The sequence below is a fragment of the Rickettsia senegalensis genome (genome assembly GCF_056135685.1).
The window spans coordinates 12,120-24,831 of sequence record NZ_JBVYTQ010000002.1; the positions used below are offsets into that span (position 1 = coordinate 12,120).

The window sequence follows — 12,712 nt, forward strand, 5'->3', positions numbered from 1 at the left end:
AACTACCCGATTCTAATTTTTTTGTCGCTAATAAAACTATAAGGCGGCACTGCTAAATTTAAAGGAGCAGGACCTCTTCTAACCCTACCTGAAGAATCATATTGTGAGCCATGGCACGGACAGAACCATCCGTCATACTCACCTTGATTAACAAGCGGCACACAACCTAAATGCGTGCAAATCCCGATTGTTACAAGCCAATTATCATACCCTGCTTTCACACGCGATTCATCAGTCTCAGGATCAATAAGCTCCGACATCTTTACCGCTCTTGCTTCAGCTATTTTATCAGGAGTACGGTTCGTTATAAAAACCGGTTTACCTTGCCATTTAACCGTAACTGTTTGCCCTACCGCAATATTTGATAGATCAACCTCAATTGATGATAAAGCAAGCACGTCTGCGGAAGGGTTTAAGGAATCAACGAGAGGCCAAAGCGTACACACAGCCCCAACTGCTGCAACACTACTAGCCGTTAGAACCATAAAATCACGACGTGTAGTTTGTTTGTTTTTATTATCTTCAGTATCCGACATATAATATTAAAGTGACATAAATTAACGATTATTATTACTACCGCTTTGGGTATTATTAAGATTATTTGGATTTTCTAGTTCTTCATAAGGATTTATTATGGGAGGTTCAGCGTCTGCAGCACTATCTGCTTGTTTTGGTGTAAGCTTATTTATTTCATCTTCTAACACTTTTGCCCCTGTCCCTTCTTCATGCTTATATTCTCCGGGATTACTTAAGCAATTCCAAAAACTAACTAAATGATTCCAATTAGGACCGAGTTTTGTAGTACAATTTTGAGCAACTGCTTTAGTTGTATCTAATATCTCAACTGTAGTTTCAGTAAAGTAATCTATAAACCCGATTTTTTTTAAGCCCAATACTGTATAATATAAAGTAATCAAGGAAGCAACTGCTATAATTAAATACCATTTAGTGATAATAGACCACAGAAAAAATCCCATAGGATTAGCTGCAATTAACCTTCGTAAAGCCTGCCACATATATTTTTCTCAAAAAAATTTATTAATAATATTCATCTTTATTTTATATCACTACATTAGTAAAAATAAAGCAAAATCACGTAATATTATAAATATTTTTAATTAAATAGGAACTCAAGAAGAATGAAATCGGTAAAAATACTAAATTCATTCCTATCGTAATAAAAATTAATTGTAAGTTATTATCTTGTAATATTAAGCCCGTCATTATAATATTCGGAATTAATAGCGGCATAATAAACGTACCGACAAAGTTAGCATTCTTCTTAAAATAACATTGCACGCTACCGGATAACACTACTAAACTACTTGATAAAACTAACATCATCCATACGCTAATAAAGAAAAATATTATCTCAAGCAAAGTTTGATCAAAAAAAACATAAATAATGGGTAAAACAAAAACCAGCCCTACCGTACTACTGATAAATATAGCAAAAAATTTAGCTAATATAATTTTTTCATAACTGACCGCCGATAACAATAATTCTAAAGTACCGTCTTCCAAATCAGATTTAAATATAACCGCAGAAAAACCGATTAATGAAATTAATAAACAAATTACCGAAAAAATTAAACCGAATTTGTTAATATCCCTTTCACTGTTAATTAAAACAGTACTAATTATGCAAAATAAAAAAAATATAACTATATATTTAATTATATTATTAATACGATTCTGCACTATAAATTCACGCTTAATTAATAAAAGTAAGTTATTCATGATTATTAAATACATTATAAATTAAGTACATTATTGCAGAAACCGTCAAACCTATACCAATTTCAACAATAACTATAGCGATATGCTGAGCAAGTAACTTATCATCGATAAAATTTGTTAATGTATAATAATTTAAATAATTATCGTTAAAAAAGAGTGATATTGTTCCTACAATTGCATATATTGCTACACCTAAAACAGCAATAGAAATTAGCACGTTAGGAGGAAAATATCTGCTTAATTTTCGATTGCCGTAAACTAAATCATAAGCAATGAGAGCGGAAGCAAATATAACACCCGCTTGAAACCCTCCACCCGGGGAAGATTCACCATTAAGCTGAATATATATACTATATAAAATTATATAAGGTATTATAAAACTAGTGATATATTTTATTATCGGATACGCTTTTAATATAGTGGCATCCTTACTCTCTGCTATGTCATTCCCACGAAAGCGGGAACCCCCTTTCACTTCCTCAAGTTTCTTTGAAAATACCAACAACACAGCAATTCCTGCAATTAAAATTACGCTAGTTTCACCTAAAGTATCATAAGCGCGGTAGCTTGCAAGAATAGCCGCAACAAAAGAAGGTACACCTATATCTCTAGAGGTGTTTGCGAGATAATATTTACTTAAATACATATGAATAGGAGCATTATCATCACCGTAATTCGGTAATTCTAACCCTATATAAGCAAGAGTTACTACAAACAATAAACATATTAAACTTGCGGGAATAATATTAGTTCTCTCAATATTCTTTAAATCAGGAGGTAATTTACGTAACAAATTCAAATATACGCATGTTGATAAGCAAGCTCCAAGTGCTGCCTCGGTCATTGCGACATCAGGGGCATCCATAATAAGATAAGACACACCGATTAATAAGCTAAATATTGACGCAGCAATAACTGCATTTAGTAAATCTTTAGCAAAAATTATTTTTATTGAGATTAAAATCAATAAAAAAGCAATTAAGTTAAGTAGGTAATTGCCGAGATCAAAATTTAAAGCTGTTGTTACTGACATACGGTTGTTAAAATTTAATGTCATTGCGAGGAGAAACGTAGTTTCGACGTGGCAATCTTATTAAGCAGCCTGAGATTGCTCCGTCAAATTACTTCGCAATTTTCTTCGCAATGACGGTAGCTCGAATTTTCATAAATAACGATGCTTTACCGAGCGCATGAGTTGCTACCGGATTTAGTAAGAAAATCAATAAAGCCGCTAAAATTAATTTACCGGAGTTAACAATATCTGCTTCAATGCACGCAAAACCTGTTAAGCAAACAGGCACTCCAAAACTTTCAATAACACTTGCTGCATGTAATTTAGTATAAAAATCAGGAAATCTAAAAAAACCGATTATCCCTGAAAATATAGCAAATAATCCAATAATTACTAATAATATTCCTATATAGTATAGTGTCATTGTGTTTATCCTTTTTTCGTCATTCCCGCAAGACCTTGTTGAGTAGATATAAAAAAAGTAGCTGCGAACTAAGAAAAGTAGTAAATCGACAAAAAACTTAACCACAAGTGTGTATGTCAAAGCTACAAAAAGTTTGCAACTGGAAAGAATATAACAGAAGTTTAAAGAAAAGAGGAACAATAATTTTCACATTTTGTGAAGAATATTTAAAAGAGTTATATTATGGAGGGGAACAGAGGCAAGGAGGAGCGAGAAGATATAATAGCAAGATGTATGAATATTTGCTAACAATTAAGCTGTTATTAAGATTGCCATGGCGAGCAACAAGCGGATTTGCAGAAGGAATGTTTAGCAAAATATTTGCGGGTAAAGATTTAAGGGTCGTGCCTCCGTATTGCAGTTTAGAGTAAATAGTCTATAATCCTCAAACAGTAATAAGAGAGAATTATAGTTAAGGAGTTATGGCAAAAATAGATGTTAAGTGTAGATATTGTAACAACACAGAAGAAGTAATAAAGTCAGGATATTCAATTTCAAAACAACAGAGATATCAATGCAAGCGGTGTAATCGATATTTTCAATTGGGTCATGCCTCCATATTGCAGTTACGCCTATTAAAAAGCTATACGTTCAATAAGAGTACCAATAACCTTATCATGAATATCCAATGACTTGGAAAAGCAGATTGTCTTACGTGCAAGCCTCTTGCATCTCGTTCTAAGGTTCAAGTTACTTCGTTCTATCCGTTGAGTGTATTTTTTACTGATAATATGCTTTTTAGGGTCTAATAACCTAGCATAACTCCCCCATCCATCTGTATAGTAAAAAGTCACCTTGAAATTCTCTAGTTTTTCAGTAATGATTCTAATGTGCTATCACATCTTGTACCAAACGTATAAGCAACTACTTTTAACGAAATCTTATCCAAGGCATACCAAAGCCATCGTTGTCTGGATTTATTCTGTACATAAGACCATTGTTCATCTATCTCAGGAGCAATAATTACTTCTGTTGTACTGATAGAATGATTTATTGTTTTTTAATACTAGATTTTTTTAAAACACGGATAACTGTATTGATACCCACTTTTAATACTCTTACTGTATCTCTAACTCCAGAGCCGTTGATTGACATTTCTACTATTTGCTCCTTAACTCCAGGCTTAGATGCATTATTAATATACTCCAATTGAAAATATCGATTACACCGCTTGCATTGATATCTCTGTTGTTTTGAAATTGAATATCCTGACTTTATTACTTCTTCTGTGTTGTTACAATATCTACACTTAACATCTATTTTTGCCATAACTCCTTAACTATAATTCTCTCTTATTACTGTTTGAGGATTATAGACTATTTACTCTAAACTGCAATACGGAGGCACGACCAAAGCATATTATCAGTAAAAAATACACTCAACGGATAGAACGAAGTAACTTGAACCTTAGAACGAGATGCAAGAGGCTTGCACGTAAGACAATCTGCTTTTCCAAGTCATTGGATATTCATGATAAGGTTATTGGTACTCTTATTGAACGTATAGCTTTTTAATAGGCGTAACTGCAATATGGAGGCATGACCGCTTGCTTTAAGATAGACATGATTTGGCTATCACTGTGCTTTGATATTGTCATTTATAGAATCTCCTCCTTTGTTTCTAGAAAATTCTACTCCTTTTGTCGATTGTTTTTTGGGGGGGTTGCCAAGTCACAAGATGAATTAAAGAATAAAAGCAAGGTAGAGAAAGAACATTTAGCTTACAGAGATAAAGTAATAAAAGGAATTAGAGAATATAAAAATTTTGATGAAGGTTTAAAAGCATGGAAAATTAATAGCGGCTATCATCAAAGGTCAAGGGTTGAATCGTTTATGTATAATGGACTGAGAAATCAAGACAAAAAATAATCAAATTCGTTTCCTATTTTTATTATATTGTTAAGCAGCTAATTGATAATAATTTTGCGTATAATTCAGATAAACATCCATAGGTTTTTTGTAACCAATACCCGAATGAAATCTTTGATAATTATACTTATACAGATAATTATCAATACCTATCCTCAGTTCTTTAATATTTTTAAAATCATTAATAAATATACAGTTATATTTTATAGTCCTAAAAAATCTCTCTATTACGATATTATCAATACTTCGACCTTTTCCATTCATTGAGATTTGAATATTATTATCTTTTAGTATCTGTATATGGTCATGACTAGTATATTGACTACCCTGATCACTATTAAATATCTTTGGAGCATTATATTTATTAAGGGCATCCTTCAAGACATCAGTAACAAGAGTTGCATCCATAGAATTGGATAATTTATAACTTAATATAGCTTTGCTATGCCAGTCTATAATAGCCGCCATATACATAAAGCCATCATGAGTTCTAATGTAAGTAATGTCACCACTCCAAACCTCATTGACATTAGGTACATGTACTGTTTTTGTTGTTCTAGATTTAGTCCAATATTGATCAAGTAAATAACTGTATACTTTATGCTCATTATCCTTTACAGAAGTAGACTTTCTCTTATGAGGATAAATGGCTTCTATTCCCATCATCCTCATATATTTTAATACTCGATCTCTGCCAATTGAAAAACCATCCTCTAATAACTGATGATAAATATAACGATAACCAAATTCGGGATTATCTGTATATATTTCATCTATTCTATTTAAGATACTTAATTTATCTACACTAAGCGGTTTAACTTTATAATATGTTGTAGAGCGACTAATATCTAGCAACTCACATTGTCTTGTCTTTGGTAGTTGATCTAGCTTGGACTGGACAAGACTCTTTCTATTTGATAAGTCCAAGCTTTTTAGCTTTCCCACAGCCCAGTCCCTCTCCACCGTAGCTTTCCCAAGAGCTTTAGCTAGTTCATCATTTTGTTCTTTGAGATCACTAATTTGTTCTTGATATTCACTCAAAACTTTAGCTGGCTCAAAAGCTAGAGCTGCATTAGCAACAAACTGCTTTTTCCAATTCTGAATTGTCTTGGAGCTTATCTCATATTTTGATGCTAATTGACTTAAGGTAGCATCCTCTTTTATTAATTCTAATACTACCTTAGTCTTTTCTTCACTACTGAAAATCCTAACCTTATTTTTCTTCATCTTTCCTCCTAAGTTTTACCTATTTATTGTAACTTATTTCGGAAACTTGAGTACTATTTTTTCTGTCCTGTTTTCTCAGTCCATTATACCTTTATACCCACCACCTCTATCAGTTAAAATACGAAGTACTGGTATTTGCTGACTCTCATACCATGGTAACACTCTATCATTAAGCATGTCAGCAGCGGTAAGTGCTGTTTTATCAGTATATAGTTTAGCCTCTGCAACCCGAGTGTAACTATCAATAAACACTTGAGAATATACCTTGCCTATGCCTTTAAAATTACCTACATAATATGTGTCTTGGCATCCTAGATAACCTGGATGCTGTGTATCAATCTCACCATGAGCTTCTTTCTCGCTACGCCGTTTCTCTAATACTTGTAACTGAGCTTCGGTAAGAACAATACCATCCTGAGCCATTTTGGCTTCTAATGCTTTAAGTCTTTTATTGATATTATTTAAATCATTACGTAGCCAAATAGATCTAACTCCTCCAGGTGATACAAGAATACCAGTCTTTTTAAGCTCATTTGATACTCGCAGCTGACCATAAGCGGGGTATTCTATTGCCATATCTAATACTGCTCTCTCTACGGCAGGATCAACTCTATTCGCTATAATTGGCTTCTTCCGACTAATCTCATATAATGCTTCTTCTCCTCCTGTTTCATATAACTCTTTAAACCTATAATAACTGTCTCTACTGTAGCCCATAGCTTTACATGCTGACGATATACTACCAAGACTCCTAGCTAATTCTAGTAATCCTATTTTTGGCTTTATTATTTTTTGATTTAGATTCATCTCTAATCCTCCATTTAATATTATCTTAATTTTACTAAATGTAAGATTAAATCTCAACTATTACACAATAAGAGTACCAATAACCTTATCATGAATATCCAATGACTTGGAAAAGCAGATTGTCTTACGTGCAAGCCTCTTGCATCTCGTTCTAAGGTTCAAGTTACTTCGTTCTATCCGTTGAGTGTATTTTTTACTGATAATATGCTTTTTAGGGTCTAATAACCTAGCATAACTCCCCCATCCATCTGTATAGTAAAAAGTCACCTTGAAATTCTCTAGTTTTTTCAGTAATGATTCTAATGTGCTATCACATCTTGTACCAAACGTATAAGCAACTACTTTTAACGAAATCTTATCCAAGGCATACCAAAGCCATCGTTGTCTGGATTTATTCTGTACATAAGACCATTGTTCATCTATCTCAGGAGCAATAATTACTTCTGTTGTACTGATAGAATGATTTATTGTTTTTTAATACTAGATTTTTTTAAAACACGGATAACTGTATTGATACCCACTTTTAATACTCTTACTGTATCTCTAACTCCAGAGCCGTTGATTGACATTTCTACTATTTGCTCCTTAACTCCAGGCTTAGATGCATTATTAATATACTCCAATTAAAAATATCGATTACACCGCTTGCATTGATATCTCTGTTGTTTTGAAATTGAATATCCTGACTTTATTACTTCTTCTGTGTTGTTACAATATCTACACTTAACATCTATTTTTGCCATAACTCCTTAACTATAATTCTCTCTTATTACTGTTTGAGGATTATAGACTATTTACTCTAAACTGCAATACGGAGGCACGACCCTGAATATATCAGTAAATTATTGAGCAAGTGGGCAAAAGAAAAGAATATCAAGTTATTATTCATTCAGCCAGGCATGCCTCAGCAAAATGCATATATTGAAAGATATAATAGAACTGTAAGATATGATTGGTTAAATCAGTATTTATTTGTTAATATACAAGAAGCACAGGATCTTGCAACTCAATGGCTTTGGTCTTATAATAACGAAAGACCTAATATGGCTATTGGCGGTATAACACCAATACAAAAATTAGCTCTCGCAACTTAACTCTCTACTCTCTATTGCGATTAAAAATGGGAGGATTACCAGATTGCTTCGTCGATCCCTATGGCGTCTTCTCGCAATGACGAAAAAAAACTCTACACACAACGCCGCCGGAGGGGTCACGGAATAACATTTATTTTTTCTTTTGACTATTAATAGCAGCATTCAACGCTAATTTAAACCACTTGCCTAATAACTCTTGATCCTCCATAATTTCAGATACCACCTTCCAATATGATAAAGTTACAAGTTTACCTTTACTTTGATATATAAATGGCTCAGAACCAAAAGATTGAAAATATTCATAAGTGCTTAGGTCTGACTTAAAATATAATTCATTGCCTTAATAATTCCTACCATAACACCACTCTTATATATACCATATCCACCAAACATTGCACGAACGGTTACTGAACCATATGGTTCTAACAATTCTTTGACATATTCAGTAAGTTCATTTTTATTCATAATAATCGCTTCAAATACAGTAGCCCATAAATAAACATACCTAATATAATAAACAATGGAGTTAAAGGTAAGTCAAAATAGAAAGAACTAAGTGCAGCACAAAAATTAATAAATAAAGAGATAAAAATTGATATTATAATCATCTGAGAGGGGCTATATGCCACAAACCGTGCAATCATTGCAGGAATAAGTAAAACAGCGGTCACCATCAATGCACCGACAATCTTTATAGCAGAAAATACCGATAATGAGAGAAGAAGTAAAAATATTAGCTCAATAATATTAACTTTTAAGCCTTTTATGACTGCAATATCTCTATTGATGATTATAAGAAGAATTTGATTATAAAAATATACTATAAAGCTTATAATAGTTATTAGCACTACCCCTAGTATAATCAAATCATTAAAAGACACAGATAAAATATCCCCAAACAATAAATTTACTATATTGTTCTGCGAGGAAGTAAAATAATTAATAACTAAAGCAATAGCGAGCATAAAGCTAGAAATCAAATTAATAACTGCATTTTTTTCAGAATTATTTTTAAAAATAAACACAAATAATGAAAAAAGAATTGCAACTATTATTCCTGAATATATTAATGGAAAATGTGCTATAATGCTTATGCTAGCCGCTAAAAAACTGCTATGAGCAAGCCCGTCACCGAAATAAATATATCTCTTCCATAGGGCAATGCAGCCAAGGGGAGCAAATATGCAGCTAATTAAAATTAAGGCTAGTATTATTAAAGTCATCTGAGTATATTATATATGTTTGTTGTATAGTGTGGTGATTCTGATGTCATTCCTGCATAGGCGGGAATTCAGCAAAATATATAAAAATTTATTTTGTACTAATATTAAGTTTATTTATTATAGATTCCCGCCTGCGCAGATAATGACATATACTACTTGATAATAATATAATACCTATATCATAGACTATGTCTTCAATCGATAAAAAAGAATTAGAAAAATTTGAGAAAAGTTCTCATAATTGGTGGAATAAGGATGGGGAATTCGGTATCTTACACCGCATAAATCCTATTCGCCTTGAATATATAATAGAGAAAATAACCTCGCATTACAATGATATTTCTAGTAGGCCTCTTTGGAAATTCGCTTATAGGGAGGAATTTGAAGGAGACACGGAAGCACTTGCCACTGCAGCGTATATAAGCATACGTGAGGATGCGAGTACCGGATCGACGTACAAATTACCCCTAGAAGTAGAGTTTCCGAAGAGGTCTAGTTTAGAAATATTAGACGTCGGTTGCGGCGGAGGGTTAATTGCAACGCCTTTAGCTGCTCAAGGTTTTAATGTTACAGCCATTGACGCTCTGCAAAGTAATATTGAAACGGCAAGCACTTATGCTAAGGAAAACGGCGTAAAAGTAAATTATTTACAATCTACTATAGAAGAATTACAGAGTGACAAGCTATATGATGTAGTAATTTGTCTTGAGGTTATTGAACATGTAGAAAACGTGCAGCAATTTATACTAAATTTGGTCAAACATATTAAGCCAAATGGTATGGCAATAATTTCTACGATTAACCGTACTAAAAAAGCTTATGTACTTGGAATAATAGTTGCTGAATATGTTTTAGGTTGGGTACCTAAAAACACTCATGATTATAGCAAATTTTTAAAACCATCAGAATTTTATGAAATGCTTACGGATACCGACATCGAAATTAAAGAGCTGAAAGGCTTGGTATATGATCCTGCTAAAAATGAATGGAAATTAAGCGACGATATAGACGTAAATTATTTTATGTGTTTGGGTAGGAAAACAAACCGTCATTGCGAGGAAATTACGAAGTAATTGACAAAGCAATCTCAGGATATTTGATGAGATTGCCACGCAGCCATGGCTGCGGTCTTGTTGCATGGCTTGAAAAACACACTCGCTGTCATTCCTGCGAAAGCAGGAAGGACATAAAGAGCATTACCGGTCCACGCAATTGTAAAGGTTACGTAACCTTTACACGGTATGACACCGAAGGTGTTTTTTGAGCTATGCAACAACGCCTACAGTCGCTCGCAATAACATATATATATTTAAAAAAGATAATAAATGACTAATAACGTAATCACTAGATTTGCTCCGTCACCGACGGGATTTTTACATATAGGTTCGGCAAGAACTGCTTTATTTAACTATTTGTTTGCAAGGTATCATAACGGTAAATTCTTGCTTCGCATCGAAGACACCGATAAAGAGAGATCAACTAAAGAAGCTGTAAAAGCTATATTCGCAGGTCTAAAATGGCTAGGACTTGATTGGGACGGCGAAGTTATATTTCAGTCTAAACGTAATAATCTTTACAAAGAGGCAGCACTAAGATTACTACAAGAAGGTAAAGCATATTATTGTTTTACTAGCCAAGAAGAAATAGAAAGACAGCGGCAAAAAGCTTTAGAAAATAAACAACATTTTATTTTTAATAGCGAGTGGCGTGATAAAGATTCGTCCACCTACCCTACCGATATTAAACCAGTAATACGCCTAAAAGTACCTTGTGAAGGTAGTATAACCATTCATGACACTTTACAAGGCGATGTAGTAATTGAAAACTTGCATATAGACGATATGGTACTACTCCGGGCAGACGGCACTGCTACTTACATGCTAGCCGTTGTAGTAGATGATCATGATATGGGTATAACTCATATTATTAGAGGTGACGATCATTTAACCAATGCAGCAAGGCAAATTGCTATTTATCAGGCTTTCGGCTATGAAGTACCGAGCATGACTCATATACCTTTAATTCATGGAGCAGACGGAGCAAAATTATCCAAAAGGCATGGGGCTTTAGGTGTTGAAGCTTATAAGGATATGGGATATTTACCGGAAAGTTTGTGTAATTATTTATTGCGTCTTGGATGGAGTCACGGTGATGATGAAATTATCTCACCGGCTCAGGCTATAGAATGGTTTAATCTTGATTCACTTGGTAAATCACCTTCTAAGCTTGATTTTGCTAAGATGAATAGCCTTAATGCCCATTACTTAAGAATGCTTGACAATGATAGCTTAACTTCAAAGACTGTAGAGATATTGAAACAAAATTATAAGATTAGTGAGAAAGAGGTAAGTTATATAAAACAAGCAATGCCGAGCTTGTTAGTTAGAAGCGAAACATTACTTGATCTAGCACGGCTTGCTCAAATTTATCTCATAGATTCGCCTATCATTTATAACCAAGATGCAAAAGAGATAATAGAAAATTTTGATACAGATTTAATCAAACAAGTTATAGAATCCTTAAGCAAACTTGAGCAGTTTGATAAGGAATCCGTGCAGAATAAATTTAAAGAAATAGCAACTCATAATGGCTTAAAGCTAAATGACATTATGAAACCCGTAAGAGCTTTAATAACTGGCATGACCGCATCGCCTAGCGTATTTGAAATTGCGGAAATTTTAGGAAAAGAAAATATTTTAAAAAGGTTAGAAATTATATGAAAGATTGTATAAAAAAAATTGCTTTTGTTCTTAGTGGATTATTTATAATAACCGGTACTTTTATTGTATACAGAGTAGAAAATGTCGATGCTTCATCAGCACCAAAAAAGTACGGAGCGTGGACCTTAAATTGCACTCTTAATAATGAGAAAAAACAACTTTGCTTCTTATCACAACAAATTAATAATCTAGAGAAAGATAAAGAAAAGGAAATATTAGCCATTTATCACATAAGTGATTTCAATGGGGAGCAAGAAGAACAGGAATTAAAAATAATAGAAATAGTCCCGTCAAATGTTCAAATTCCGGCAGGTACAGTTATTAATAGCGGTGATAAACGAATAGCAGCCGGAAAATACGTAAATTGTACGGTAAACGGCTGTCAGGCTTTGGCTGTTATTACAAAAGATGATCTAGATATGATTTTATCAAACGATAATTATTTAGAACTAATCACTGCAGACGGCAAACAAGCTAAAATTTCATTTATAAAAGACGGTCTAAAGGAAGGTCTAAAAGCGTTGAGTAGATAGTAACGGAATTTAAGCTGTAATAGTT

Annotated in this window: 15 protein-coding genes and 5 pseudogenes; 8 read left to right on the plus strand and 12 right to left on the minus strand. The window is 33.3% G+C overall.

The features are described 5' to 3' along the window. Positions 1 to 2 precede the first annotated feature (2 nt). From petA to AC0ODJ_RS07700, 5 genes are all read right to left on the minus strand, one after another. Positions 3 to 536: a ubiquinol-cytochrome c reductase iron-sulfur subunit gene (gene petA, locus AC0ODJ_RS07680; RefSeq protein WP_218460054.1), complete on the minus strand. Its 534-nt coding sequence runs from the start codon at positions 534 to 536 to the stop codon at positions 3 to 5. Between the two features lie 21 nt (positions 537 to 557). Next, entirely contained in the window at positions 558 to 1,016 is a 459-nt protein-coding gene (locus AC0ODJ_RS07685) for a DUF2670 domain-containing protein (protein WP_011271327.1), read from the minus strand. Between the two features lie 76 nt (positions 1,017 to 1,092). Continuing rightward, positions 1,093 to 1,740 (minus strand): heme exporter protein CcmB, encoded by a 648-nt coding sequence (locus AC0ODJ_RS07690; RefSeq protein WP_218460056.1) that lies wholly within the window; start codon positions 1,738 to 1,740, stop codon positions 1,093 to 1,095. Continuing rightward, the gene (locus AC0ODJ_RS07695) at positions 1,733 to 2,797 is read right to left on the minus strand and encodes a DUF4040 domain-containing protein (RefSeq protein WP_474465876.1); all 1,065 of its coding nucleotides are present in this window, start codon (positions 2,795 to 2,797) and stop codon (positions 1,733 to 1,735) included. Before AC0ODJ_RS07695 ends, AC0ODJ_RS07690 begins: the two co-directional genes overlap by 8 nt. A 64-nt stretch (positions 2,798 to 2,861) precedes the next feature. Continuing rightward, on the minus strand, positions 2,862 to 3,176 hold the full coding sequence (locus tag AC0ODJ_RS07700) for a Na+/H+ antiporter subunit G (protein WP_218460059.1): 315 nt from the start codon (positions 3,174 to 3,176) through the stop codon (positions 2,862 to 2,864). A 113-nt stretch (positions 3,177 to 3,289) separates the two neighbouring features. Here AC0ODJ_RS07700 and AC0ODJ_RS07705 point away from each other — a divergent pair, with 113 nt between their 5' ends. Together AC0ODJ_RS07705 and AC0ODJ_RS07710 are read left to right on the plus strand one after the other, a co-directional pair. Further along, positions 3,290 to 3,586, plus strand: a complete 297-nt coding sequence (locus AC0ODJ_RS07705) for a transposase (protein WP_474465880.1) — start codon at positions 3,290 to 3,292, stop codon at positions 3,584 to 3,586. Between the two features lie 51 nt (positions 3,587 to 3,637). After that, on the plus strand, positions 3,638 to 3,847 hold the full coding sequence (locus AC0ODJ_RS07710) for an IS1 family transposase (RefSeq protein ID WP_474465528.1): 210 nt from the start codon (positions 3,638 to 3,640) through the stop codon (positions 3,845 to 3,847). On the opposite strand, the pseudogene AC0ODJ_RS07715 reads toward AC0ODJ_RS07710, so the two are convergent. Then, positions 3,791 to 4,484: pseudogene (locus AC0ODJ_RS07715) on the minus strand (IS1 family transposase). The gene AC0ODJ_RS07710 and the pseudogene AC0ODJ_RS07715 overlap by 57 nt on opposite strands. A gap of 29 nt (positions 4,485 to 4,513) precedes the next feature. Between AC0ODJ_RS07715 and AC0ODJ_RS07720 the strand changes: the two are divergent. After that, complete coding sequence (locus tag AC0ODJ_RS07720) at positions 4,514 to 4,729, plus strand: IS1 family transposase (protein WP_474465744.1); 216 nt, start codon at positions 4,514 to 4,516, stop codon at positions 4,727 to 4,729. A gap of 132 nt (positions 4,730 to 4,861) precedes the next feature. Beyond that, positions 4,862 to 5,083, plus strand: a complete 222-nt coding sequence (locus AC0ODJ_RS07725) for a hypothetical protein (protein WP_474465883.1) — start codon at positions 4,862 to 4,864, stop codon at positions 5,081 to 5,083. Positions 5,084 to 5,113: 30 nt separating this feature from the next. Here AC0ODJ_RS07725 and AC0ODJ_RS07730 read toward each other — a convergent pair whose 3' ends face one another. From AC0ODJ_RS07730 to AC0ODJ_RS07740, 3 genes and pseudogenes are all read right to left on the minus strand, one after another. Next, positions 5,114 to 6,310: an IS3 family transposase gene (locus tag AC0ODJ_RS07730; RefSeq protein WP_474464651.1), complete on the minus strand. Its 1,197-nt coding sequence runs from the start codon at positions 6,308 to 6,310 to the stop codon at positions 5,114 to 5,116. Between the two features lie 78 nt (positions 6,311 to 6,388). Then, positions 6,389 to 7,117: pseudogene (locus AC0ODJ_RS07735) on the minus strand (helix-turn-helix domain-containing protein); the annotation flags it as partial. Between the two features lie 60 nt (positions 7,118 to 7,177). Continuing rightward, a pseudogene (locus AC0ODJ_RS07740) lies at positions 7,178 to 7,860 on the minus strand (IS1 family transposase). A gap of 81 nt (positions 7,861 to 7,941) precedes the next feature. Between AC0ODJ_RS07740 and AC0ODJ_RS07745 the strand changes: the two are divergent. Then, positions 7,942 to 8,211 (plus strand): annotated as a pseudogene (locus AC0ODJ_RS07745) (integrase core domain-containing protein); the annotation flags it as partial. Between the two features lie 130 nt (positions 8,212 to 8,341). On the opposite strand, the pseudogene AC0ODJ_RS07750 reads toward AC0ODJ_RS07745, so the two are convergent. The 3 genes and pseudogenes from AC0ODJ_RS07750 to AC0ODJ_RS07760 all read right to left on the minus strand — a co-directional run. Next, a pseudogene (locus tag AC0ODJ_RS07750) lies at positions 8,342 to 8,488 on the minus strand (TfoX/Sxy family protein); the annotation flags it as partial. Between the two features lie 32 nt (positions 8,489 to 8,520). After that, the gene (locus tag AC0ODJ_RS07755; protein WP_474465886.1) at positions 8,521 to 8,676 is read right to left on the minus strand and encodes a TfoX/Sxy family protein; all 156 of its coding nucleotides are present in this window, start codon (positions 8,674 to 8,676) and stop codon (positions 8,521 to 8,523) included. Further along, complete coding sequence (locus AC0ODJ_RS07760) at positions 8,673 to 9,434, minus strand: metal ABC transporter permease (protein ID WP_218460284.1); 762 nt, start codon at positions 9,432 to 9,434, stop codon at positions 8,673 to 8,675. Before AC0ODJ_RS07760 ends, AC0ODJ_RS07755 begins: the two co-directional genes overlap by 4 nt. 188 nt (positions 9,435 to 9,622) lie before the next feature. On the opposite strand from AC0ODJ_RS07760, the gene ubiG reads away from it, so the two are divergent. The 3 genes from ubiG (at position 9,623) to AC0ODJ_RS07775 (ending at position 12,687) form a co-directional block, all read left to right on the plus strand. After that, positions 9,623 to 10,507, plus strand: coding sequence for a bifunctional 2-polyprenyl-6-hydroxyphenol methylase/3-demethylubiquinol 3-O-methyltransferase UbiG (ubiG, locus tag AC0ODJ_RS07765; protein ID WP_218460285.1), 885 nt, complete (start codon positions 9,623 to 9,625; stop codon positions 10,505 to 10,507). 252 nt (positions 10,508 to 10,759) lie between these two features. After that, positions 10,760 to 12,154 (plus strand): glutamate--tRNA ligase, encoded by a 1,395-nt coding sequence (gene gltX, locus AC0ODJ_RS07770; RefSeq protein WP_218460286.1) that lies wholly within the window; start codon positions 10,760 to 10,762, stop codon positions 12,152 to 12,154. Continuing rightward, on the plus strand, positions 12,151 to 12,687 hold the full coding sequence (locus AC0ODJ_RS07775; RefSeq protein WP_218460287.1) for an invasion associated locus B family protein: 537 nt from the start codon (positions 12,151 to 12,153) through the stop codon (positions 12,685 to 12,687). Before gltX ends, AC0ODJ_RS07775 begins: the two co-directional genes overlap by 4 nt. Positions 12,688 to 12,712 lie beyond the last annotated feature (25 nt).

Coding starts and splice junctions, on each gene's coding strand:
- petA (WP_218460054.1), bottom strand. CDS start 536: ATGTCGGATACTGAAGATAATAAAAACAAACAAACTACACGTCGTGAT.
- AC0ODJ_RS07685 (WP_011271327.1), bottom strand. CDS start 1,016: ATGTGGCAGGCTTTACGAAGGTTAATTGCAGCTAATCCTATGGGATTT.
- AC0ODJ_RS07690 (WP_218460056.1), bottom strand. CDS start 1,740: ATGAATAACTTACTTTTATTAATTAAGCGTGAATTTATAGTGCAGAAT.
- AC0ODJ_RS07695 (WP_474465876.1), bottom strand. CDS start 2,797: ATGACATTAAATTTTAACAACCGTATGTCAGTAACAACAGCTTTAAAT.
- AC0ODJ_RS07700 (WP_218460059.1), bottom strand. CDS start 3,176: ATGACACTATACTATATAGGAATATTATTAGTAATTATTGGATTATTT.
- AC0ODJ_RS07705 (WP_474465880.1), top strand. CDS start 3,290: ATGTCAAAGCTACAAAAAGTTTGCAACTGGAAAGAATATAACAGAAGT.
- AC0ODJ_RS07710 (WP_474465528.1), top strand. CDS start 3,638: ATGGCAAAAATAGATGTTAAGTGTAGATATTGTAACAACACAGAAGAA.
- AC0ODJ_RS07730 (WP_474464651.1), bottom strand. CDS start 6,310: ATGAAGAAAAATAAGGTTAGGATTTTCAGTAGTGAAGAAAAGACTAAG.
- AC0ODJ_RS07755 (WP_474465886.1), bottom strand. CDS start 8,676: ATGAATAAAAATGAACTTACTGAATATGTCAAAGAATTGTTAGAACCA.
- AC0ODJ_RS07760 (WP_218460284.1), bottom strand. CDS start 9,434: ATGACTTTAATAATACTAGCCTTAATTTTAATTAGCTGCATATTTGCT.
- ubiG (WP_218460285.1), top strand. CDS start 9,623: ATGTCTTCAATCGATAAAAAAGAATTAGAAAAATTTGAGAAAAGTTCT.
- gltX (WP_218460286.1), top strand. CDS start 10,760: ATGACTAATAACGTAATCACTAGATTTGCTCCGTCACCGACGGGATTT.
- AC0ODJ_RS07775 (WP_218460287.1), top strand. CDS start 12,151: ATGAAAGATTGTATAAAAAAAATTGCTTTTGTTCTTAGTGGATTATTT.